The sequence below is a fragment of the Sorangium sp. So ce375 genome, from assembly GCF_051473855.1.
Lineage (GTDB): Bacteria > Myxococcota_A > Polyangia > Polyangiales > Polyangiaceae > Sorangium.
This window is the reverse complement of record NZ_CP150335.1, coordinates 4,155,951-4,178,798: the sequence shown is the minus strand read 5'-3', so window position 1 is coordinate 4,178,798 and position 22,848 is coordinate 4,155,951. Positions and strand designations below refer to the sequence as shown.

Sequence of the window (22,848 nt, the reverse complement as noted above, 5' to 3'; positions counted from 1 at the left end):
GCACGAGAGCGGGCCCAGGTGACAGCGCACGCGAAGGGCGCGCGACGACCCGGGCCCGCCGAGGACCATCAGGCAGCCGCCTGACCTACTGCTGCGACATTCACCTTCTGACGGTTCGCGACGACGAGGTTGAGGATCTGCACCGACGCCTCGTTGATGTCGTCCTCGATGTGCTGCGTCTTGCCGTTCAGCACGGCGAAGCCGATGAGGCCGATGATGGCGACGCCGAGGCCGAAGGCGGTGCAGTTCATGGCCTCGGAGATGCCGAGCGCGAGCACGCGGGCCTTCTGGCTCGGGTCGACGGACTCGCCGGCGACGGAGCCGAACGACTTGATGAGGCCCGTCACGGTCCCGAGCAGGCCCGAGAGCATCGCGAGGTTCGCGAGCAGCGCGAGGTAGGAGGTGCGCGCCGAGATCTTCGGCAGCTCGCGGAGAGCCGCCTCATCCATCGCCGCCTGGACCTCCTCGTCGGGGCGGTTCACCTTGACGAGGCCGGCCTGGACGATGCGGGCGAGCGGGGCGTTCGCCGCCGAACACATCTTCACGGCCTTGGCGACGTCGCCCGCCAGGATGCACTTCTGCATGGTGGCGAGAAAGACGTCCTTATTGATGGACGAGCCGAACAGGTAGAGGGCGCGTTCGACGATGATGCCGATCGTGAGGATCGACCAGAACAGGATGGGCCACATACCCCACCCACCCTCTTTGAAAGCTTCATACGCTCCGTGCATTGCTTCTGTCCTCCAGTTCGCCTCGCGTCCCCGGGATGAGGTTCCGCGCAACTCGATCGGTTCCCTTTAGTCAGACTCGTGTTGCCGAGGGGCGGCAGTCTTTCACTCACACGTAACAACGGATGAGAGGCCTTTTTCGCTTGGCGGCGCTGGCCGTGGACGGCGTGCTCCTGTCGCTCTCTGGCGAGATGCCCACGGGACGCTAGCCGAGCGGCGCTGACCTCTGCAAGAGTCCTGTTCGTCTCTCCTGGGGCCGGCGCCCGGCGCCGTCCCAGCTCTCCCACCTGTCGTCCAAGACTGACTTCGCGTCGTCACGCCAGGGGCCCTTCATGGCTCTGGGCGCGGCTCCCCGTTCACCGCAGAGCGTGCCGCCTTGTGGCCAAGCTACGCCGACGCGCCCGGGGGACTCGCGCATCTTCGCGATTGAGACCCGGCGCCGTCAAGAGAGATTTGGCCACACGTGAGCGCTCTGATACGGGCAAAACTTTACAACAATCGCGAGGTTATGTCATGATCGGCCGGGAGCGATGCGGGCCGACCGGCACCAGATCCCGCGAAATTTCAGGGGGCGCAGCGTCAGCATGACCGCCGCCGGCCCGGCTGCGCGCCGCGGCAGTGCGCGCCGCGTTACCCTGGAGCGAGCGCAGCGACTCAGCGGCCCAGCCGACGGGGCGACGGCAGAGCACGGCAGGCCGCTCAAGCGCTGGCAGCTGGGGCGATCCAGGGGTCTCCGTACCCACCTGTCCGGCCTCGGCGCTCCGGGCGTCGGCCGCCGGGGCCGGGGCGAGCTCGCCGTGAGACACGCTGGTTCTTGCGGGGATTTTCGCCGATCCCGGCCTCGCGGCCTGGGGCGCGGCCACATCGCCGAGCTTGCACACGGGATCGCGCGGCAGTTATAGTCGCCGCGCCTGGAGATTGTCGGGCTTCTGACGACGCTGAGAAAGGGACTTCGAGGATGCGTCATCTGCTGATGTTGGCGGCCGAGGGTGGTGGCGAAGGTGGGATGTGGGAGGCCATCAAACACAACCCGACCTTCCTGATCGCGAACCTGGTCGTCTCCGCGGTCGTGGTGACCATCGTCATCGAACGAACCGCGTTCCAGCTGGGACGCTACCGCGTGAACTCCAAGGAGTTCTTCGCCCAGGTCAAGAAGCTGGTGGCGGCCGGCAACATCGACCGCGCCATCAAGCTCTGCGACGCGAGCGACTACCCGATCCTGCAGCTCGTCAAAGCCGGCCTCACCCACGCGAACAAGGGCGCCGACGAGATCGACGCCGCCCTCAGCGAGAAGCTCTCCGAGCTGAAGCCGGCCGTGGAGAAGCGCATCGGCGCGCTGTGGTCGCTCGCGAACATCGCGACCCTGATCGGCCTCATCGGGACGGTCTCCGGCCTCATCAACACGTTCGCCTCCATCGCGGCCCAGGGCCTCTCGCAGGCCGACAAGCAGCGGATGCTCTCGAACGGCATCGCGGAGGCCATGTACAATACGGCGTTCGGCCTCGCCATCGCCGTCGTGTGCATGATCGCGCACGTGCTACTCCACACCCGCTCCAAGAACATCCAGCACGATCTTGAGGCGACGACCGAGCGCGTCTTTAACCTGCTCACGATCAGCAGCAAGCCTGGCTACTAGCCCATGGCGGACCCGCAAGACGTCCCGCTCAGCTCGGCGCAGCGATCGAAGATCCGGCGCCTCTCGCAGCCCAAGGAGCCCGACGCCGGGGAGGAGGCCGGCGAGCTCAACGTCGTTCCTTACCTCGACATCATCACGAACATCCTCATCTTCGTGCTCGCCAGCGTGTCGGTGACATTCGTGTCGTCGATCGACACGACGCCTCCCTCCATCGGCGGGGGCAAGGTGCGCAGTGAGCTCTCCAGCAAGGCGTTGAACCTCTCCGCGTTCATCACCAGCCAGGGGATCTCGCTGAAGACGTCGAGCGGCAACATCGCGACCGGCTGCCAGGACGTCGGCGGCGGGGTCACGGTGCCGAAGGCGAACGACAGCTATGACTACCCCGCCCTCACGGCGTGCGCGAAGCGGCTCAAGAACGCCCGCCCCGAGTTCAAAGAGGAGACGCAGGTGACGATCACGGCGAACCCGGGCATCGACTACAAGACGATCATCGACGTGATGGATGCGCTGAGGAGCGACGACGGGGAGGAGCTGTTCCCGGAGGTCCACTTCGGGGTGGCCAGATGAGCGCCGAGCAGCCCCCTGCGCCGCGGCCGAAGGCGAGCGTCGTCCGCTACAAGGCGGCCCTCCGGAAGGCGATCCGGAGGAACCGGCGGGAGCCCGAGATCGACTTCCTGAACATCACGGCGATGCTCGATCTGATGACGATCATCCTCGTCTTCTTGCTGAAGAGCGTGGGATCGTCGGCGGCATCCATCCCGCAGTCGAAGGACCTCACCCTCCCGAAGTCGGTGATGCAGTCCGAGCCCTCCCAGGAGGGCGTGGTCGTCATCGTCTCGAAGTCGCAAATCCTGGTCGGAGAGGATCCGACCCCTATCGTCGTGCTGCCCAACCGGGAGCAGCTCGCGCAGTCCGGCGTCGACGCGAAGTACAAGCGCAGCGGACCGAACGATCTCTACATCGTGCCTCTCGCGAACGCCCTGTCCCACGCGCGCGAGACGGACAAGGCCATTCGCGCCGCGAAAGGGCTCGATCCGTCGTCGTCCGAGGCGATCATCGTGGCCGACGGGACGACGCCCTACCGCCTCCTGATCGAGGTCCTGTTCACCCTGGGGCAGAGCGAGTTCGGCAAGTACCACCTGATGGTCCTGAGCGGCAGCCGCAAGCCGTAGCCGTCTCCCCCACCCTGCCAGCCCAAAGCCCCCGCGGCGCCCCTCCGAGCGCCGCCATGGATGGACGCGTGCCACCGTGAACGGGCACACGCCCCTTGCGCACCGTCATGGCTCGGCCCGTGCCCACGAGCGGCGCGCTCCTCCCGCGCGCCGCGCCATGGCTCGGCCCGGGCCCACGAGCGGCGCGCTCCCCCCGCGCGCCGCCGCTCGTTCAGTCCACCGCGAACAGCTCTTCCAGGTCGGCCTTGGTGAGCTTCTTCGCGCCGCCGGCGTCCTCGCTGAGGACGGACGCGACGAGCTGACGCTTCTTGTCCTTGAGCAGCAGGATCTTCTCCTCGATCGTGCCCTCGGCGATGAGCCGATAGGCCGTCACCACCTTCGTCTGCCCGATGCGGTGAGCGCGGTCGGTGGCCTGCTGCTCGACCGCCGGGTTCCACCACGGATCGAAGTGTATGACCGTGTCGGCCGCGGTGAGGTTCAGGCCGGTGCCGCCCGCCTTGAGGCTGATGAGGAAGACCGGCACGCTCGGATCGCTCTGGAAGCGCTCGACGCGCTCCGCCCGGTCCTTCGTGGACCCGTCGAGGTACTCGTAGGCGACTCCATCCTCCTTCATCGCCTTCTCGATGAGCCTCAGCATCATCACGAACTGGCTGAAGACGAGGACCTTGTGCCCACCCTCGACGGCGTTCGCGATGAGCTCCCGGACCGCGACGAGCTTGCCCGAGTCGTCGTCGCCGAACTCCCGCGGCAAGCCGAGCAGCCGAGGGTCGCAGGCCGCCTGCCGGAGGCGGGTGAGGCCGGCGAGGATCTGCAGCTGGCTCTTCGCGAGGCCGACGCGCTCGACCTCGCCGAGGACCTGCGCCCGCACCTCGCGCGCGACCTGCAGGTAGAGCGCCCGCTGCTCGCCCGTGAGATCGCAGATCTGATCCATCTCGATCTTCTCCGGCAGATCCTTGGCGACCTCCTGCTTCGTGCGTCGCAGGATGAACGGGTGGATCGCGGCGCGGAGCCGCTGCGCGGTCTTGTAGTCGCCCGCCTCGATCGGGCGCGAGAAGCGCGCCTCGAACTTGTCGAGCGAGCCGAGCAAGCCCGGCGAGACGAAGTCGAAGATGGACCAGATCTCCGAGAGCCGGTTCTCGATGGGCGTGCCCGTCAGCGCGAGCCGGCGCTTCGCGCGGAGCCGCTTGGCCGCCGCGGCGGTGGCGCTCATCGGGTTCTTGATGTGCTGGGCCTCGTCGAGGATCGCGTAGCTCAGGTCGAGCTGCGCGAGGAAATCCTCGTCGCGACGGAGGAGCGCATAGCTCGTGATCACCACCTCCGCGGCCTTCACCTCGTCGATCTGGTCCTTGCGATCGGCGCCGTGCCAGAGGGCGACCGAGAGCGATGGCGCGAACCGGGCGAGCTCGCGCTCCCAGTTCGTCACGACGCTCGTCGGGGCGACGATCAGCGCGCGCATGTGCTTCTCCTCCTGCTTGACGGCGAGCAGGAGGGCGAGCGTCTGGACCGTCTTGCCGAGGCCCATGTCGTCGGCGAGCACGCCGCCCGATCCGATGTCATGGATGAACTTGAGCCACGAGAGGCCCGCCTCCTGGTAGGGACGGAGGGTCGCCTTCAGGTTCCTGGGCCGCTTGGTGCTGCCGATCTCGTCGATGTTGCTGAGCTTCTGGAAGAGCTCGCGCGCGGAGGCGGTCACGTTCGATCCGCTCGCGTGCTGGAGCAGCTCGTGCACCCGCCCGGCCTGCGCCAGCGGCAGCCGGCCGTTCTTGCCGGCCGCCATCATCAGCTCGACCTCACGGTCGAGCATCGCGCGCACGGCGTCCGGATCGAACGCGGCGAACGACCCGTCCTCGAGGCGGACGTAGCGCTTGCCCTCCGCGAGACAGCGGCGCAGCTCGTCGCGGTCGACGCCGACGCCCTCGCTCTCGAAGCTGAGCTTGACGTTCAGCCAGTCCATCCCGGAGGTGACCTTGGCGAACACGCCGATCGGCCTGCCTCGCACCTGCGTGTCGACGAGATCCTCGGGGACGAACAGGTCCCAGTCGTCGGGGAGTTCGGCGAGCCCCTCGGTCCAGAAGGTGAGCGCCTGATCGCCGTTCGCGATGAAGCCCTGGCCGGTCTCGTCGGGCCTGAGCCCGAGGGCGAGCAGCTTGCTCGCCGCCTCCTGCTGCGCGGCGATGTCCACGCGGATGCAGCGGGCGCGCTTCATCCCCTCCTCGGGCGGCTGTATGAGCACCGGGGGCGACATGCCGTCGGCGCGCACGGCGACCTCGGCGTCGCCGTAGGCGGCGGTCAGCGTGACGCGCGCCTCGATGAGCGAGCCGCCCGCGCGCATGCGGAACGTGGGCACGAGGTCGACGACCTCGGCGATCTGGTTCAGATCGGGCAGCTCCGCGCCGACCTCGAGCGCGATCTTGGGCAGCCCCTGCATGATGATGCGGGCCAGCTCGCTCATCGGCTCGCCGATGGTCGGCGAGCGGAGCAGGCGGCGCATCGCCGCCGGGGAGACGCGCTTGTCGATGCGGCGCGCGAGCCCCTCCTGCGTGTCGATGTGCCAGCCCGGCCAGCCCTCGAACCACCCGCCCTGCAGCAGCGAGAAGCGGCGCTTGTCGTTCCCGCGCTCGAAGCTCGTCTTCACGATGATGGTGTCGCCGCCGACGGTCTCGAGATCGAAGCGCGGCCGCAGGCTGTCGTCGCCGAACCGGAGCTGCATCAGCGCCGGCTCGAGCAGCACGCGCTGGCCTTCGAGCAGCGGGAGCAGCTCGGCCACGTCCTCGCCGCGGATGTCGACGGCCGGGTGGCGCGGGTTGCCGCTCTCGAACCGGGCGAGAAGACGGAGCGCATCGCGATCGGGCGTCGGATAGAGCGCCTGCCAGGCGAGCGCCGCGGAGGGCAGCACCGGGACGCGCGCCTCGGCGTCGAGGACGGTGACGGTGAGCGCCCCCTGCCGCACGTGGAGGCGGAACTCGACGCGCCGTGCCCCGGTGACGCCCTCGGGCGGGAGCCAGGCGCCGATCCCGGTCTGCTTGGCGGTCGCGTCAAGGACCGGCGCCGCGAGGGCGACGGGCGAGCCCGGCGGCCCGAGGTTGCCGACGACGGTCGGGACCGGCGCCGGCGGCGTGATCGCGAGCCGCCCGCGGCGGTCGCGCCGGCGCACGCGCTTCAAGGCGTCGCCGCCGGCGTGGGCGGTCTGCGGGACGAGCGCCGGGATCGGCGGCTCGCGCCGCGGCTGCGCGCCGCGCGCGTGATCGCGGATGCTGATGAGCAGCGCCGCGACGTGCTTGCAGTGCTGTCCAGCCTTCTGGAACGCCGGACAGGAGCACTGCGACTGGATGCCATCGGGCGAGAGCTCGACCTTGACCGGATACGGCTCGGAGTCGGCGGCGCGGACGGTGCCGCTCGCCATCGTCTCGTTGATGGAGATGTCCTCAACGACGCGGCGGCGGAAGTACTCCAGCCCGCGGAGGAAGGTACGGGCGCCAAGCAGCCTTCGCAGGCCACGATCGCTGAGGGTGGAGAGTGCGTCGGAGATCGGAGGCGGCACGTCGTGGGCTCGGGATACGGGTGCGGCGGCAATTCGCCGGGATGGGTCGGGTGAACGGGATCTCTTGGGAAATCCCGCTGGGTGAAGAACCGTCATCAGATGAAGAACGGCAAGAACACGATGGTCACGGCGGGGAGCATCTTGATGAGCACGTGGATCGCAGGACCGGCCGCGTCCTTGAGCGGATCGCCGATCGTGTCGCCAACGACGGCGGCCCCGTAGGTGGGGTTGTCCGCCCGCGCCCCCGTCTCGTCGACAAGGTAACGCCCACCGTGCGCGCCGGTCGCGATGTACTGCCTCGCATTGTCCCAGATCGCCCCGGTATTCCCCAAGAAGAGCGACCCGAGGACGCCTGCGACCGTCCCGGCCATGATCAGGGCCGCGACTGAATCGGCCGCGACCAGAGGATTATCTTCCGTCCTTGCAAAGCGCAAGGCAAGTCCCACGACGACGGGCACGACCGCCGAGACGAGGGCTGGCGCGATCATATGGCGCAGCGCTGCCCGAGAGACCATCTCGACGCAGGGCTCGTGATCGCCGACGAAACCCGGCGGGCGGGCGCGGGCCTGGCGCCTCACCTCGTCGAGGACGCGACGGCCGGCCTGGAGGACATTGCGAATGCAGCGGCCAGCCAGCCAGAAGACAAGGAGGATCCCGACCAGCGCGCCGAGATAGATCTCGGGCCGGTCGAGGCGCACGACCATCGCGGCCGCTTCGCCGCTGCTCGGCGTGCTCGCCGTCATCGCACGCCGCCGGGACTCGTCGAGGTAGCCGGCGACGAGCAGCAGCGAGGCGAGCGCGGCCACGCCGGCCGTGTACGCCTTCGTGAACGCCTTGGTCGTGTTGCCGACGGCGTCGAGCACGAGCGTGCGACCGCGCACGTCCGGCCGCTCGCGCGCGATCGTCACGGCGACGATGCCGCCCGCGTTGTCCACGATGGGACCGAACGCATCCATGGCAAGGACGTACCCGGCGGTGCCCAGCATCCCCATCGTCGCGACAGCGGTGCCGAACAGGCCCCCCCCGACGAGCCCGGAGCGGGCTCCGAGCAGGTAGGAGCCGAAGGTGGCGCCGACGACGATCAGGAGCGGGAGCACCGAGCTCTCGAGGCCGATGGCGAGCCCGCGCAGCACCGCCATCGCGGAGCCGCTGCGGGCCGCCTCGGCGAGCTCACGCACCGGGCGGTGGCGCTGCTCGGTGTAGTACTGCGTCACGTGCAGCACGCCGATGCCCGCGACGATGCCGATGACGCCGCACGCGAAGAAGACGACCCAGTGGGCGTCGAGCAGCCACTTGGCGGCACCGGCGATGCCGACGGCGTGGAGGGTGGCCGTGACGTAGAGCCCCCGCACGAGGGCGTTGAAGGCGTCCTCCCGGTCGTCGGTCTTGACGACCATGACGCCGAAGAGCGTCGCGATGACGCCGAACGCGCGGCTGACGAGCGGGAAGAGCACGACGGCGAGGGCGCTGGGCAGCCCGGCGTTGTTGCGGAAGAGCATCGCGCCGACCACCATGGCGCCCGCGTTCTCGGCGACGGTCGAGGCGAAGACGCCGGCCGCGCGCCCGGCGCAGTCGCCGACCGTATCGCCTGCCAGATCGACGATCGTGGCGGGGTTCTGGAGGTCGTCCTCGTCGAGCCCGACCTCCGCACCGGCGAGGTCTGCGCCGAGGTCGGCCGCCTTGGCGAAGGTGCCGCCGCCGAGCTGCGCCATCAGGGCAGCGAAGGAGGCGCCGAGGGGGTAGCCGGCGATGACCCAGGGGACGGTCGGGGCGAGCGCGAGCGCCTCGGCCGGCTCGGCGCCGAAGCCGCCGCGGAACGCGAGGACCGCCGCGAACAGGCCGCCGAGGCCGAGCAGGCTCATGCTCGCGACGAAGAGCCCCGACACGGCGCCGCCGCGGAGGGCGATCTGCAGGGCGAGATCGAGCGAGCGGCGGGCGCCGCTCGCGGCGCGCACGCTGGTGCGGGGCGCGATCCAGGTGGCGACGCGGCCTGTCGCGACCGCGCTGGCGGCCCCGACCGCGAACGAGAGCGTCAGCCACACGCCGAGCTCCAGCGCCGGCACCGGGTTCTTCTCCCCGGCGCGCCGGAGGAGGCCGTAGGCGAGGAAGATGGCGCCGCCGAGCATCGCGGAGACCGCGCCGATCACGCTGCTCTGGCGACGAAAGTACGCCTCGGCGACCCCCTGGATGATCGCGGCGACGCGCTGCATCTCGGGCTCGACCGCGGGGCGTGCGACGACCCAGCGAGCGAGGTAAGCCGCAAAGGCGAGCCCGATCAGGCCGCCGCTGAGGATGAGCGCAAGCTCCGTCATGACGGGCGGACCGGGCGCGCACCGTGGAAGCGCTGCCTCGGCCGTTGAGGGATGGTGCGGGTGGTGCCCGCGGAAGCGCCGCAGGAACCCGCGCTGCAGCGGCGCACGCCTTCCCTACTCCGGCCAGGAGAGCCGCGCAAGCGAAGAAGACGCGCGCGGCCAGGTCATTTCAGGTCCTTCGCATCGCGCCCGACCGCGTGGTCGAGCCGGGTCTTCGCGACGAGCGCGCCGACGCGCGCGTTGAGCTGCTGGAGCCGCGCGCGGGTGACCTCGGCCTCCGCGTCGACCACGTCGACGCTCGTCGCCCGCCCCGCCCGGAACAGCTCGGACCTGACGCGCATCGACTCCGCGGCCGCCGCGAGCTGGCGCTCTGCGGACTCGATGCTGCCCGCGGCCTTGTTCAGCTCAGCGTACGCCGAGGCCACCTCGAGCCGGAGGCCGTCGCGCAGCGCGGCCTTCTGCTCGGCGATCTGCGTGGTGCGGGCGTTCGCCTCGGCGGATGCGCCCGCGGTGGTGAAGATGTCGTTGATCACCCACGAGGCCCGGACGCCCGCGGACCATGTCATCGCGAACTTGTCCTGCGTCGGGAAGATGCGCTGGTTGGGGTTCGCGTAGGTGAGATCGGCGAACCCGTCCACGCGCGGGAAGTAACCGGCCCTCGCGACCGACTCGGCCTTCTCGAGCGAGTGCTGCGTCTCGTCGAGGGCGCGGATCTCGAGGCGCTTCTGGAGCGCCTCCTGCACCAGCGCCGGGAGCCCCTCGGCGGGCGGCTTCGCAGGGGCGCTGCCCATCACGTCGATCCCCAGCGCGAGCGGCCTGTCCGGCGTGGCGCCGAGCGCGATCCGGATCTGGTCGTCCGCGACAAGGAGCGCGGCCTGGGCCTCGTTGAGCACCTGCTCCGCGCCGGCCACCTGCGCCTCGAGCCGGAGCACGTCGGCGCGCGAGAGCAGCCCCACCTCGAAGGTGCGGCGCGCGTCGTCGACGTGCGCCCTGGCCTGAGACACCGCCTCACCTGCGACGACGACCTGCCCCTTCACGCGGACCCAGTTGAAGAACGCGACCTTCGCGTCGGCCGCGGCCTGCAGCGTCTCCGCCTGGAGCTCGAGCTTCTTCGCGCTCTCCGCGTGGGACGCGGCGGCGTATCCCTGGGAGATGCGGAACACGTAGTCCGAGATGGGTACGGCGAGGTTCGCCGTGAGCGAAATGCTGTTGAGCGGCGCCGGAAAGGACAGCGACGAAGCACCGACAGGCAGACCGCCGCTGTCGACGATGCACTGGCCTTGCACGCCGGTCGGACACGGACCGACCTGGATCAACCCCGTGTTCCGCGCGCCGACGACGCCCCCGAGCCCTGCGCTCTCGACCTCGGAGAGGCGCGTGTAGGTCGCGGTCGCGGTCACCCGCGGAAAGAAATTGACCATCGCCTGGTCGACCTTCGCCGACGCCGCGCGGAGGTCGGCCTGCTTGGCGCGGAGCGACGCGCGCGTCCGCAGCGCCGCGGTCGCGACGTCGTCCGGCGTCAGCCCCCCCGGCTGCGGCGCGAGCGCCGTGGCGAGCGGATCGGCCTTCGACGCCGCCGGCTGGGCTGCAGCGGCAGCCACCTGAGGCTGCGGTTGGCCCGCGGCAGGGGGCGCCGGCGCGGGCGGCGGGGTGACCGGCTGCGGAGCCGCCGGTCGGGGAGCGGCCGGTTGCCCCGCGGCCGGTGAGGCGATGAGCCCGAGGGCGAGCAGCCCGGCGAGCGTCGAAGCCAGCGAGATGCTGCGTCGAGACGAGGGTGCGGTGCTTTTCATGACCGGTCGGTCACTTATGGGCGGCGAGAGCACCCGTCAAGATCGCAGGCGATCCCGCGCATCGCGCCTCGGCGATCGCTCCCCTCGCCGTCGCGCGTGCGTGACCGGGCGGCGTGCTCTCTGCTCTCCCCATGACGCGCGTGGCGGAGCAGGCGCACATGAACCCGTGACGGCGCCCCGCGCTGCCCAAGGACGCGCTGGCGACGTGGTCTGACCTGTTCGCCATGGCGTGCCGCAATGGGCCAGAACAGCCGGGACATGACGGCTAGCTCCCGGGAGGGAGCTCTCGTCCAAAGCACCGTTCGCACCCGCTCACGAGCGCTGCGGGCGGCATAAATCCGACGGTGTTCTGAAGGCAGCGCTTATTGCGGCGCGCGATCAGATGGAAGAACATCTAATGAAGTGGCCGCCATCTTGCTTGGCGGCGGACCGGAGGCCCTCATGCATAGACTGCTTGCGTCGCGCCGCAGCGTTTCCCCGATCCTCGCCATCCTTGCGATCGCATCATCCTTCGCCGCCTGCGCCCCGTGGGATCTCGGTGAGGACGACCCCCCCGCCATCGACGATCCTGGGAGCGTCGCGGTCGCGGCGGAGCCTCCGCCCGCCATCAGCGGCGGGACACTCGCCGTGAGCAAGAGCGGCCTCCGGGCGGTGGCCGCGGATCCCGATCGCGACCGGGTGTGGATCGTCGATCTCGCGGCGCAGAAGCTGACCGCGGAGATCGCCCTCCAGAAGGGCGACGAGCCGGGCAGGGTCGTCGAGGACGGTGCGGGGCGCTTCCACGTCGCGCTCCGTCGCGGCGGCGCGATCGTGACCGTCGACGCGGACAGCGGGACGATCGTCGACCGGCGCGCCGTATGTCCGGCGCCCCGGGGGATCGCTTATGACGAGCAGACAGATCAGCTCCATGTCGCCTGCCTCGGCGGCGAGCTCGTGACGCTCCCGGCGGGTCCCGGAGCGGCGACGCGCAGCCTGAGGCTCGAGCGCGACCTGCGCGACGTCGTCGTGGACGGGGATCGGCTCCTTGTCAGCAAGTTCCGTGCGGCCGAGTTGCTCACCGTCGAGGCGGACGGCAGCGTCGTGGAGAATAAAAAGCTCCCGAAGTTCAACCTGTTCGGGCAGGAGTTCGCGCCGACGGTCGCGTGGCGGACGATCAAGCTGCCGGCGGGCGGTGTCGCGATCGTCCACCAGCGCGCCCTCATCGCGCCCGTCGAGATCGTGGAGGGAGGCTACAGCTCCGGTGGATGCGATGGGAGCGTCGTCCACAGCACCGTGTCGGAGGTCGGCTCCGACGGCCAGCCGAACCTGGCCGCTGCCCTTCCCTCTGCGACCCTCCCGGTCGACGTCGCGGTGTCCGACGACGGCGCCTCGTACGCGGTCGTCGCGGCCGGCAAGAGCGAGATCCTCATCACCAACGCCGTGAACATGAACTTCCCGGCGGACTTCGGCGAAGGAACCTGCGTCGAGCCGCAGCAGCGGGTGCCGGTGGACGGCGAGCCCACCGCCGTCGCGTTCGCCGGCGACTCCGTTGTCGTGCAGACCCGCGAGCCGGCGGGCATCCAGATCCTCGGGGTTACCGCCGCCGGCAACCACGTCGCCAAGAAGATCACGCTCCCCGGGGAGAGCCGGAGGGACACCGGCCATGAGATGTTCCACAGGAACGCGGCCGGCCCGATGGCCTGTGCGTCGTGCCATCCGGAGGGAGCCGACGACAACCATACCTGGAACTTCAACCCCATCGGACCGCGGCGCACCCAGTTCGTCAGCGGCGGGATCCTCAACACCGCGCCGTTCCACTGGGACGGCGACATGTCCGGCATCGAAGCCATCATGGATGAGGTCTTCGAGCGGCGCATGGGCGGCATGCACCAGGGACCGCGCCGGGTGAAGATCTTCGCCCGGTGGATCGACAGCCTCCCCGCTCCGCCGGTGTCGGAGGCGCCCGACACGGAGGCCGTCGCGCGGGGCGATGCCCTCTTCCACGACAAGGCAGTCGACTGCGCGAGCTGCCATACGGGCGCTCAGCTCACGACCAACGAGTCGCTCGACGTGGGTACGGGCAAGGCCTTCCAGGTGCCGTCGCTGGTCCGCATCGGAGCGCGCGCGCCGTTCATGCACGACGGGTGCGCGCCGACGCTGAAGGACCGGTTCACGAACCCCGCCTGCGGGGGCGGCGACCGGCACGGCAAGACATCCCACCTGTCGGAAAGCCAGATCGACGATCTGGTCGCCTACCTCGAGACCCTCTGACCCCTTTAGGCGGGATTTTCCGCCGGTGAGCCCGCCCGATCGCGACCCGTCACCGCGAATGATGTAACGAGCGCCGAGCCGCGATATGCTGGCGCGGCGTGAACGTCGCCGAAAAAGTCGCCACCCTCGAAGCGCTCCTCCACCGGGTGCAGCGGAACGCCGCTGCGCCTCGAACCCGGGCGCAGCTCGCGGCCTCCGCCGAGCTCGTCCCGAACCGCGGCGAGACGCCCGGCGCCATCGCCAACGACACGGCGGGCGCGGCCTCGCCCGACCCCAGGTTCAGCTCGGCGGAAACGTCGCCGGCGAACGAAGCACGGCCCGCAGCGGCGGCCGGCGCGATCGCCGCGAGCGGACTGTCTGCGCCGCGCGCCCCCGAGCCCGTCTTGGACGACGTCGGGGGGATCGTCGGCGCTAGCCCAGCCGACGCGCGCCAGATCGCCGCGCCCGCTGCGACCAGCGCCGCGAAGCAGCCTGCGGCGGCCGCGAAGGCGCCGCAGCAATCCCCGGCGAAGACGCCGCAACAGCCGCCGGTGAAGGCGCCCGCGACGGCCACGCCCACCGCGAGCGCGGCCAAGGCTCCGGCCGGCAAGCCGGCCGCAGCGACGCCGGCGCTGGGGCGCAGCCCGGCGCCGCCCCCCAGCTCACCCGGCAAGCCGGTCGCGAAGCCCGCGGCGTCGCTCGATCTCCCGCGGGCCGATGCCCGTGACGCCGGCCCCCCCGCCGGCGCCCAGGAGACCTACCGTCCGCCCGCGGACGCTGCCGAGCTGAAGGCCGCCAGACCCGCGGCCAAGGCCACGGCGCCCGCTGCCGCCGCCAGGTCGGCTGGCCAGGGCAAGGACGCGGCCGCTGCAGGCCCGGCGGTTCCCGCGGCCCGGGGCTCCAGCCCGCGCGCAGAGACGAAGCCGTTCTTCCCGCACGAGGACGTGGCTGCGCGGCCGAAGGTGACGGAGGGCGACAGCGAGCTCTCGTTCGCGGGGCTCCTCCCCGACGAGCCGGAACCCGGCCAGAAGCCCGCTGCAGCGCTGAGGCTCCCGGCGGAGCGAAGGCCGACCGCGGAGGCCGCGCCCGAGGCGCGCGCGGAGCGCAGGTCCTTGCTCGACCGCGCGGAGGCGCCCGTCGCGGCGCACGCCACGACCGCATCGGCTGCCGCGGACGACGCCGCCACGCTCGAAGCGGTCACGGGCCGCGCGCCGTCCTCTTCTGGTGAGCCGGTCACCCCCAAGGCGCCGGACCCGATCGCCGCCGCCACCCGACGCGCGATGGGGGAGCCTGCCACCGAGAGCGAGTTCAGCCGCGAGATGGTCGACGACGAGCCGACCGTGATCCGCGGCATGCTCGAGGACGAGCCCACCGTCATTCGTTCGCGCCCCGAGGGCCTCGAAGACGAGGAGACGGCGGTCCGTTCCGCGCGGTCCGAAGCTCAGGCGATCGCGCGCTCGGTCGCGGCGGAGACGGGCGATACGTCGCACGGAACGCCGAAGGATGGGAGCGAGGAAGCGGAGCGCAGGTCCAGGCCGAAGGCGATCGACCGCGACCTTCTCCCGAAGGTCATCACCAAGGACCCGCCCCTCCCGGCCGACAAGGACGTGAAGCCGTCCGACCACGTCACGACGCGGCCGACCGCGGACACGGGAGCCACCGTACGACCGCCGCCGCGCCCGCGCTCCCGCGCTGGCCTCGTCATAGCGGCCGTGGCGCTCCTCGTCGGCGGCGCAGCGGTCGCGTATCGGCTCGGCGTGTTCGGCTCCGAGCCCGCTCCCCTCCCGAACGTCGCCCCCGACACGTCTCCGGGAGCGACCCAGAACGTGACAGCGCAGCCGACGACCACCGCGCCGACGCCGACCGCCGCGCCCGCCGAGACGGCGCCGGCTGCTCCGTCGGCGGTCGAGACGGCGACGCCGGCAGCGAGCGCGGCGCCCGAGGCGAGCGCGGCGCCCGAGGCGAGCGCGGCGCCCGAGGCGAGCGCTGCACCGGCCGCAGGCAAAGCCGAGGATTTGCCGCCGAACCGGGGCCACCTGACGGTCAACTCGCCAGAGCGCGCTTCCGTGTATGTGAACGGCTCGCTCGCCGGGAGCACGGGAGAGACGCTCGACGTGCCTTGCGGGACACGTTACGTGCGGCTCGGCAAGCTGACGACGGAGAAGACGTCGGACCCCGTGTGGCTCTCCGCCGGCCAGGCGGTCATCGTCGGCTGCCGCAAACAGACGGTCGTGTCGATCACGCCCGCCGCGGCGAGCCCGACGCCCGATCGGCCGACGAAACGGAAAGGCAGCCCCGCCGGAACCGCCTCCCCGGACGGCGAGGGCGCTGCGCCCGCTCCGGCGGAGGAGACCGCGCCGGCGCCTGATCCCGCTCCGTAGCGACCCCCCCTTCACCGCTCCGATCGAGGCTTGCCCGCTCGAGAGGGCCACGTGCCCCCTGCTGAGGGGCAGGAGCGCGGTGCTAGTCTCCGCGCCCGATGGATTCCGAGACGACTACCCTTCCCCACGAGGCCGGCGCCGCGGCTGACGACGCGGCGCCGTCGGCGTCCGGCAGGGAGGCGAGCTCTGGCCCCTTCCCGATGCGTAGCCCCGCGGGAGGAGGGCCCCTCGACGACGTGGCCGAGACAGAGCTCGGCGCCATCGCAGGAATCGTCGCCAGAGCGCGCACGGCGCAGGTCGCTTGGGCCGAGGTCCCGATCAGGGAGCGCGCCGAGCGCATCGCGCGCGTCAAGCGGCGCCTGCTCGCGCGGGCCGAGGAGATCGCCGCGCTCGTTCACCGCGAGTGCGGCAAGCCGATCGAGGAGGCCGCGCTCGCTGAAGTGCTCCCGAACGCCGATCTCGTCGACTACTGGACACAGTCGATCGAGGAGCTGCTCGACGATTCCCCCGTCGCGCTCGATCCGCTCGCCTACCCCGGCAAGATCGGGCGAATCCAGAAGGATCCGCGCGGCGTCGTCGCGCTCATCACGCCCTGGAACTACCCTGTCGCGATCCCGCTGCGCACGATCGTGCCGGCGCTCCTCGCGGGGAACGCCGTGGTCTTCAAGCCGAGCGAGGTCACGCCGCGCTCCGGCGCGCTCGTGGCGTCGCTGTTCGAAGGGCTGCTCCCGGAAGGCGTCCTCGCCGTCGCGCAGGGCGGCGGCGACGTCGGCGCCGCGCTCGTCGGCGCCGGCGTCGATCTCGTCGTCTTCACCGGCAGCGTCGCGACCGGCAAGAAGATCGCCGTCGCGTGCGCCGAGCAGCTCGTCCCGACGTCCCTGGAGCTCGGCGGGAAGGACAGCGCCATCGTGCTCGGCGACTGCGACCTGGAGCGGGCCGCACGCGGCGTCCTCTGGGGCGCCTTCACCAACGCCGGACAGAACTGCGCATCGATCGAGCGGGTCTACGTCGAGCGGTCGATCGCGGACCGCTTCATCGCGCGCGTCGTCACGCTCACCGGGCAGCTCCGGGCCGGGGTCGACGTCGGCGTGATGACGACCGCGCGGCAGGCCGAGCTCGTGCAGCGTCAGCTCGAGGCGGCCGTCGAGAGCGGGGCGGAGATCCTCGCCGGCGGCGCGCCGGCAGGGGGCTCGCTCGCGTTCCCGCCGACCGTCCTCAAGGTGGAGCGCGAGGACACGCCGCTGCTACGGGAGGAGACCTTCGGCCCCATTCTTCCCATCATCGTGGTGAAGGACGCCGAGGAAGCGATCGCGCGCACCAACACATCCCGCTTCGCGCTCACCACCAGCCTGTGGACCCGAGGCTACGAGCGGGCCCCTGCGCTCGCGCGACGGCTGCGCTCCGGCGTGGTGACGATCAACAACCACGGCTTCACGGGCGCGCTCCCGGCCGCGCCCTGGACGGGGACGGGAGACAGCGGCTACGGCGTCACGAACAGCCCGCACGCGCTCTCGGAGCTGACGCGGCCGCGCTTCTTGCTCGAGGACCGCAGCAGGGCGAAGAGCGAGCTGTGGTGGTACCCTTATACGCCCACGCTCCGGACCATCGCCTTCGCGATGGCGCGGGCGCGAGGTGGAGCCGGATGGTTCGGCCGCATCAGCGCCCTCGTCGAGCTCGTCGCCGCGCTCGCGAGGCGCCTGCTCGGTCGCTGATCGCGAGGCCCATCGAGCGAACGAATGCGCCCTCTGATCCTCCTCTCCAACGATGACGGTTACTCGGCCCCGGGTCTGATCGCGGTGCGGGACGAGCTCGCCCGGCACGCCGACGTGGTGGTGTGCGCCCCAGCGGTCAACCAGAGCGCGACGAGCCACTCCCTGAGCCTGCACCGCGTCCTCCGGCTGCTGGAGACTGCGCCCGGCGTGTTCGCGGTCGATGGAACGCCCGCCGACTGCATCTACGTCGCCCTTCACGCCGGCACGCGCGTGCTGCCGCGGCGCCCGGATCTGGTCGTATCGGGCATGAACCGCGGGCTCAACCTGGGCGCCGACATCTTCTACTCGGGCACCGTGGCCGCCGCGCGCGAAGGAGCGCTCCGCGGGGTCCCCGCGATCGCGCTCTCCGCCGACGCGGGCGCGTCGCTCCCGGCCGCCGCGGAGCTCGGCGTCAGGCTCGCCCTTGCCCTCCACCGCGCTGCCGGACAGGAGGGACGCCGACCGGCGCCGCTGCTCAATGTCAACATCCCCGCGGGCGACAGCTGGCCCGTGCGGGCCACGCGCATGGGCGCGCGCTTGTACACCGAAGAGGTGATCTTTCGCCGGGATCCGCGCGGGCACGAGTACCTCTGGATCGGCGGCGCGGGCGTGCGTCACGACCTCGTCCCTGGCTCGGACACCGAGGCCTACGACGAAGGCGCCGTCAGCGTCACGCCGCTGACCCTCGACCTCTTCGCCGCGCAGCACGAGGGCATCGCAGGCCGCCTCGCCGCGGAGCTCAACGACGGCCGCACCGCCTGACGGAGCTCGCGTCGCGACGCCGTGGGGCGCTTTCCGGCTCGGGTGCGCTCGCCTACGCTCGGCGCATGTTCAACCACGACGCCCTGCCCTCCGAGCACGCGCTCCGTTACCTCAAGGCGCACCTACGCAACGTCCCGGATTTTCCGAAGCCCGGGATCCTCTTCAAGGACATCACGCCGCTCCTCGCGGATCCGCGGGCGCTCCACATCACGCTGGATCTCCTCGCCCAGCGCTTCATCGGCGAGCACGTCGACGTCGTGGTCGGCGTCGAGTCCCGGGGCTTCATCTTCGGCGGCGCGCTGTCGGCCCGACTCAACGCGAGCTTCGTGCCCGTACGCAAGCCCGGCAAGCTCCCGGCCGCGGCCGACCGGGTGGCGTACGCGCTCGAATACGGCACGGCAGAGCTCGAGATGCACAAGGGTTCGATCACGCCGGGGGCCAAGGTCCTCATCGTGGACGACCTGCTCGCGACCGGCGGCACGGCCGCTGCCGCGGCCGAGCTCGCGCGCAAGCAAGGCGGCGAGGTCGCCGGCTTCGCCTTCGTCGTCGAGCTCGATTTCCTAGGCGGTCGGGCCCTCCTCGCGGAGCGCGCCGGCGCCGCGGTCCCGATCTTCTCGATCGTCCGCTTCGCCGCGGGCGAGTGATCGTTCAGTCCTGGCCGACGCCGACCTGCAGCTTGCGCGCGACGGTGCGGCTCGCGGTCGTCGCACGGGTCGGCCCGCCGACGGGGAACGTGATCACAACCGCGCCCGCCCCGTCCTTGGTGATGCCCCCGCCATGCGCCCCGACCAGCCTGCCCAGGCTCGCCGCATCGAGCGCGGCGCCGGCGCCGCGCAAGGCGTCGATCGGCCCTACCCCGGGCAGCGCGGCGAGCGCCCCTCGATCGACCGCCGACATCTCGGCGAAGAGGCCGGACGCATAGACGAGCGCCGTCGCCGCCGCGGCCGGATCCGGGCCGCGGAACCAGGCGCCTGCGTCGTGGTAGGGCAGGTGCGCGCAGCGCGCGTACAGGGCGCCCAGCGCGCCGGTGGCCGCATCGGTCATACGATCCGCGAGCGCGACGAAGCGCGCCCGCTGCGCGGGATCGAAGTACGCCCGCGCGTATCCGCCGGAGAAGCGCGCCGTGATCGCGCGCCACGACGGCGAGCGCCCCGCCTCCTCCGCATCGAACCCGGGGACGATCTCGACGAGCCCGTCGGTGATCGCGGCGAGCTCGGCGTCGGCGCCCGCCGTCAGCTTGCCCTGCGCGATGAGCGCGCCTAGCCCGACGGACTCGGCGGTCAGCGCTGCTGGTTCCCCGGCGCCGCCGGCCTCCGCCGCGGCGGTGCCGCGCGGCATCGCCAGCCAGAGCTCCGCGACCCAGCCCGCGAGCTCGAAGGGCCCCATGGAAGCGCCGGCGTAGATCCGCTTGCGCGCGGCCTCACAGGTGCGCGCGTTCCGCGCCGCATCCTCGCCAGCGGTCGTCTCCGGCGCTGGGGGTGAGGCGGCCGGGGCCTCCCGCGACCGGAGCATGCGCGACGCGAAGAGCGCGACGACGGCCACGAGCGCGATCACGCCGACGGGGATCACGATGTGCCGCGACGGCCGGACCCGGGCGGCCGGCGCCGGCGGCGCGAGCGAGCTCACAGCGCGATGCGCCTGCGCGAGCCGCCGCGCGATGTCGGACGCCTTGCGCACGCGCAGCTCTTGCGGCAAGAGCGGCCACTGCTCGACCAGCTGCTCGAGATCGATCGCCACCGGCGCCCCGCGCCCGCGCAGCGCGATCTGCCGCCCCTGCACGCTCACCGAGCCCGGTGTTCCAAACAGGCCCAGAGCCTCCTGTACAGCCGCCTCGATCTCCCGCGCGGTGGGCTCGTCCACGATCGCAGGGTAGCCGGATTTGCGGCCGGCGTGCGGCCGCTTCTTCGCGCCGCGTCCGGCTGTCGTGGGCGCCGGCACGGGCGGCGAGGGAAATGCCGCGGAGGGCCGGTGGACATGGCACATTCCCGCGCGTGCAGAAGACGCGCGTCTACCTATCGCCGGGCATGTTCGGCTTCGCGACCCTCGCCTCCCTCGAGTACTTCGAGCACTTCATCCGCGCGATCGAGGAGCGCTTCCGCGATCGCGGCCGGATCGTCGAGATCCACGTCTGCGAGGTCCACCCGACGGCCTCCATCCTCCGCCGTGCGGCGAAGCTCGCCCGCCTCGTGGACGAGAGCGCCGGGGACGACGACGGCCCGATCCACATCGTGGGCCACTCGACCGGGGGCCTCGACGCTCGCCTCGTCGCCTCGCCCTCGGTACGGCTCCCCGGGAACGCTCACCGCCGGCTCGGCTGGACGAGCCGGCTGCGGTCCGTCACCACCATCAACACGCCCCATTTCGGCACCCCGCTGGCCGCCTTCTTCGCCACGGTGAGCGGCCAGCGCCTGCTCTACGCCGTCACCGCGCTGACGGTGGCGGGCCTCAAGCTCGGCGCGCCGCCGCTCGCGGCCGCGTCCGCGCTGGTCGCCGCGTTCGGCCGGGCGCAGCTCGGCTTCTTCGAGATCGAGCTCATCGATCGCGCGGTCGAGAGCTTCATCCGCGTGCTCGACGACGCGTCGAGCCGCGAGCTGCGCGCGTGGCTGAAGCTCCTGCGCGACGACCAGGGCGCCATCGTCCAGCTCATGCCGGAGGCGATGGACCTGCTCCACGCCGGCCTGGAGGACCGCGCGGACCTGCGCTACCAGAGCGTCGCGACGTACGCGCCGCGCAACGCCGTCCGCGACTGGGTGTCGGCGCTCCGGTCGCCATGGGGGGCGATGTCGGCCGCCATCTTCACAGCGCTCTCGAACATCACCGCTCGCTTGAACGAGCACTACCCTTGTCGCTCCCATGACGGCTCGATCGAGCAGAAGCTCGCGCGAGTGCTCGGCGAGCTGCCGCCGCCGGACGCCAACGACGGCGTGGTCCCGCTCGCCTCGCAGGTCTGGGGCGAGCTCATCTGGGCCGGCAAGGCCGACCACCTCGACATCGTGGGCCACTTTCCGGGCAAGGGTGGGCACATCGACTGGCTTGCGAGCGGCGCCCGCTTCAATCGCCTGCGCTTCGACGCGGTGCTCGACCGCATCGTGACCGGGATGGTGGCCGGCGAGCAGAGCGGCCTGAAAGAGCAGGCAGCGGCGCCGCTGCGCCCGCTGGTGGAGGCGCGGGCGTCCGAGCGCGGCCTGGACGCGGGGCAGAGCGGCGCCTCGAGCGCGCGCGGCGAGCCCACCGCGTGAGCCGCGGCGGCGCGGCGCGCGCGCTCGAGCAGATCGCGGCGGAGCTCGTCGAGTGCCGGCGCTGCGCGCGGCTCGTGGCGTGGCGCGAGGAGATCGCGCGGGAGAAGCGGCGCGCTTATCGGGACCAGACCTACTGGGGCCGCCCTGTGCCAGGGTTCGGCGATGCGGATGCGCCGCTCGTGATCGTCGGACTGGCCCCGGCGGCGCACGGTGCGAACCGCACCGGCCGGATGTTCACGGGCGATCGGTCGGGTGACTTCCTTTATGCGGCGCTCTTTCGCGCGGGGCTCGCCTCGCAGCCGACGAGCACTTCACGCGGCGATGGGCTCTCGCTCCGGGGCGTGTTCATCACCGCCCCCTGCCATTGCGCTCCCCCGGACAACAAGCCCACGCTCGCCGAGCTCGCGGCGTGCCGCGGGTGGCTCGACCGAGAGCTCGCGGCGCTGCATCGAGCGCGCGTCTACCTTGCGCTCGGCAAGATCGGCTATGACGCAGTCGGCGCGCTCGCCCGCGGACGTGGCGCGTCCGCCGGGGATCGCGCCGACGCTCCCCCACGACTCCCGAAGTTCGCGCACGGCGTGGAGGCGGCCATCCCGGATCCGCGCGGCGGCGCCGCGGAGGTGAGGCTCTTCGGCAGCTACCACGTCAGCCAGCAGAACACCCAGACGGGGCGGCTCACCGGCGACATGTTCGACGAGGTCCTGCGCCGCGCCGCGAGCGCAGCAGGGCTTCGCGTCCCCGAGCGATCCGGACGCTAGCCCTGCTGCGACAGGAGCTTCTGCAGATCGCCCGACTGGAACATCTCCATCAGGATGTCGGAGCCGCCGATGAACTTCCCATCCACGTAGACCTGCGGGATCGTCGGCCACTGCGAGTAGTCCTTGATTCCCTGGCGCAGCGATGGGTCGGACAGCACGTTGACGTCCTTGAAGTCCACGCCGCACTTTTTCAGGATGTCGACGGCCCGCGCAGAGAAGCCGCATTGCGGGAAGGTCTTGGTGCCCTTCATGAAGAGGACGACGCGGTTGCTCTCGACGGTATCCTTGATCGCCTGGTGGATGTCGCTCATGGCTCGTTCCTGATCTCCCGCCGGCCGCGAGCGGGATCGCCCGTTGTTCAATCTACACAGAAGCGGCGCGTGAGTGCCGGACCGCACGCCGTGGCGGCCGGCGGGGCTCGCGACGGGACCGCACTGGGCTCGCCAGGCGGACCACGTGACCGCCCCGCCTCGCGGGCGGTTGTGAACGGGGTCTTTGGTGTCGCCCTCCGCCCGCGTCAACTGGGCGAGAGCGTCGCGCGGGTCCAAT

At 71.4% G+C, this 22,848-nt stretch carries 16 protein-coding genes; 10 read left to right on the top strand and 6 right to left on the bottom strand.

What is annotated here, in order from left to right; translation table 11 throughout:
- Positions 1-68: 68 nt before the first annotated feature.
- The gene (locus WME90_RS15590; RefSeq protein WP_231864858.1) at positions 69-689 is read right to left on the bottom strand and encodes a MotA/TolQ/ExbB proton channel family protein; all 621 of its coding nucleotides are present in this window, start codon (positions 687-689) and stop codon (positions 69-71) included.
- 1,012 nt (positions 690-1,701) lie between these two features.
- Here WME90_RS15590 and WME90_RS15585 point away from each other — a divergent pair.
- The 3 genes from WME90_RS15585 to WME90_RS15575 are packed head-to-tail and all read left to right on the top strand — an operon-like array spanning position 1,702 to position 3,536.
- Complete coding sequence (locus WME90_RS15585; protein ID WP_437281906.1) at positions 1,702-2,364, top strand: MotA/TolQ/ExbB proton channel family protein; 663 nt, start codon at positions 1,702-1,704, stop codon at positions 2,362-2,364.
- A gap of 3 nt (positions 2,365-2,367) precedes the next feature.
- Positions 2,368-2,931 (top strand): ExbD/TolR family protein, encoded by a 564-nt coding sequence (locus WME90_RS15580; RefSeq protein WP_437281905.1) that lies wholly within the window; start codon positions 2,368-2,370, stop codon positions 2,929-2,931.
- A complete protein-coding gene (locus tag WME90_RS15575; protein WP_437281904.1) occupies positions 2,928-3,536 on the top strand; it encodes an ExbD/TolR family protein in 609 nt (202 codons plus the stop codon). The genes WME90_RS15580 and WME90_RS15575 overlap by 4 nt, the downstream gene beginning before the upstream one ends.
- 211 nt (positions 3,537-3,747) lie before the next feature.
- Here the strand turns inward: WME90_RS15575 and WME90_RS15570 are convergent, their stop codons facing one another.
- From WME90_RS15570 to WME90_RS15560, 3 genes are all read right to left on the bottom strand, one after another.
- Positions 3,748-7,077 carry an SNF2-related protein gene (locus WME90_RS15570; protein WP_437281903.1) on the bottom strand — a complete coding sequence of 1,110 codons (3,330 nt, stop codon included), beginning with the start codon at positions 7,075-7,077 and terminating at the stop codon, positions 3,748-3,750.
- A 95-nt stretch (positions 7,078-7,172) separates the two neighbouring features.
- Complete coding sequence (locus WME90_RS15565) at positions 7,173-9,389, bottom strand: sodium-translocating pyrophosphatase (RefSeq protein WP_437281902.1); 2,217 nt, start codon at positions 9,387-9,389, stop codon at positions 7,173-7,175.
- A gap of 164 nt (positions 9,390-9,553) precedes the next feature.
- Positions 9,554-11,179 carry a TolC family protein gene (locus WME90_RS15560; RefSeq protein WP_437281901.1) on the bottom strand — a complete coding sequence of 542 codons (1,626 nt, stop codon included), beginning with the start codon at positions 11,177-11,179 and terminating at the stop codon, positions 9,554-9,556.
- Positions 11,180-11,620: 441 nt separating this feature from the next.
- On the opposite strand from WME90_RS15560, the gene WME90_RS15555 reads away from it, so the two are divergent.
- From WME90_RS15555 to WME90_RS15535, 5 genes are all read left to right on the top strand, one after another.
- Entirely contained in the window at positions 11,621-13,429 is a 1,809-nt protein-coding gene (locus WME90_RS15555) for a c-type cytochrome (RefSeq protein WP_437281900.1), read from the top strand.
- A 98-nt stretch (positions 13,430-13,527) separates the two neighbouring features.
- A complete protein-coding gene (locus WME90_RS15550) occupies positions 13,528-15,789 on the top strand; it encodes a hypothetical protein (protein ID WP_437281899.1) in 2,262 nt (753 codons plus the stop codon).
- 98 nt (positions 15,790-15,887) lie between these two features.
- Positions 15,888-17,501 (top strand): aldehyde dehydrogenase family protein, encoded by a 1,614-nt coding sequence (locus tag WME90_RS15545; RefSeq protein ID WP_437281898.1) that lies wholly within the window; start codon positions 15,888-15,890, stop codon positions 17,499-17,501.
- A 24-nt stretch (positions 17,502-17,525) separates the two neighbouring features.
- Positions 17,526-18,302: a 5'/3'-nucleotidase SurE gene (surE, locus tag WME90_RS15540; RefSeq protein WP_437281897.1), complete on the top strand. Its 777-nt coding sequence runs from the start codon at positions 17,526-17,528 to the stop codon at positions 18,300-18,302.
- A 65-nt stretch (positions 18,303-18,367) separates the two neighbouring features.
- Positions 18,368-18,946, top strand: coding sequence for an adenine phosphoribosyltransferase (locus WME90_RS15535; protein WP_437281896.1), 579 nt, complete (start codon positions 18,368-18,370; stop codon positions 18,944-18,946).
- A 4-nt stretch (positions 18,947-18,950) separates the two neighbouring features.
- Here WME90_RS15535 and WME90_RS15530 read toward each other — a convergent pair whose 3' ends face one another.
- Positions 18,951-20,162 (bottom strand): hypothetical protein, encoded by a 1,212-nt coding sequence (locus WME90_RS15530; RefSeq protein WP_437281895.1) that lies wholly within the window; start codon positions 20,160-20,162, stop codon positions 18,951-18,953.
- 131 nt (positions 20,163-20,293) lie between these two features.
- On the opposite strand from WME90_RS15530, the gene WME90_RS15525 reads away from it, so the two are divergent.
- A complete protein-coding gene (locus WME90_RS15525) occupies positions 20,294-21,541 on the top strand; it encodes an esterase/lipase family protein (RefSeq protein ID WP_437281894.1) in 1,248 nt (415 codons plus the stop codon).
- Positions 21,538-22,299 carry a uracil-DNA glycosylase gene (locus WME90_RS15520; RefSeq protein WP_437281893.1) on the top strand — a complete coding sequence of 254 codons (762 nt, stop codon included), beginning with the start codon at positions 21,538-21,540 and terminating at the stop codon, positions 22,297-22,299. The genes WME90_RS15525 and WME90_RS15520 overlap by 4 nt, the downstream gene beginning before the upstream one ends.
- Here WME90_RS15520 and grxD read toward each other — a convergent pair.
- Positions 22,296-22,610 carry a Grx4 family monothiol glutaredoxin gene (grxD, locus tag WME90_RS15515; protein ID WP_437281892.1) on the bottom strand — a complete coding sequence of 105 codons (315 nt, stop codon included), beginning with the start codon at positions 22,608-22,610 and terminating at the stop codon, positions 22,296-22,298. The two genes, WME90_RS15520 and grxD, sit on opposite strands and share 4 nt — an antisense overlap.
- Positions 22,611-22,848: the final 238 nt, after the last annotated feature.

Excerpts from the sequence above, each read along its gene's own strand:
- WME90_RS15565 (WP_437281902.1), bottom strand. The coding sequence starts at position 9,389 with ATGACGGAGCTTGCGCTCATCCTCAGCGGCGGCCTGATCGGGCTCGCC.
- surE (WP_437281897.1), top strand. The coding sequence starts at position 17,526 with ATGCGCCCTCTGATCCTCCTCTCCAACGATGACGGTTACTCGGCCCCG.
- WME90_RS15580 (WP_437281905.1), top strand. The coding sequence starts at position 2,368 with ATGGCGGACCCGCAAGACGTCCCGCTCAGCTCGGCGCAGCGATCGAAG.
- WME90_RS15560 (WP_437281901.1), bottom strand. The coding sequence starts at position 11,179 with ATGAAAAGCACCGCACCCTCGTCTCGACGCAGCATCTCGCTGGCTTCG.
- WME90_RS15575 (WP_437281904.1), top strand. The coding sequence starts at position 2,928 with ATGAGCGCCGAGCAGCCCCCTGCGCCGCGGCCGAAGGCGAGCGTCGTC.
- WME90_RS15585 (WP_437281906.1), top strand. The coding sequence starts at position 1,702 with ATGTTGGCGGCCGAGGGTGGTGGCGAAGGTGGGATGTGGGAGGCCATC.
- WME90_RS15590 (WP_231864858.1), bottom strand. The coding sequence starts at position 689 with ATGTGGCCCATCCTGTTCTGGTCGATCCTCACGATCGGCATCATCGTC.
- WME90_RS15555 (WP_437281900.1), top strand. The coding sequence starts at position 11,621 with ATGCATAGACTGCTTGCGTCGCGCCGCAGCGTTTCCCCGATCCTCGCC.
- grxD (WP_437281892.1), bottom strand. The coding sequence starts at position 22,610 with ATGAGCGACATCCACCAGGCGATCAAGGATACCGTCGAGAGCAACCGC.
- WME90_RS15545 (WP_437281898.1), top strand. The coding sequence starts at position 15,888 with ATGGATTCCGAGACGACTACCCTTCCCCACGAGGCCGGCGCCGCGGCT.
- WME90_RS15535 (WP_437281896.1), top strand. The coding sequence starts at position 18,368 with ATGTTCAACCACGACGCCCTGCCCTCCGAGCACGCGCTCCGTTACCTC.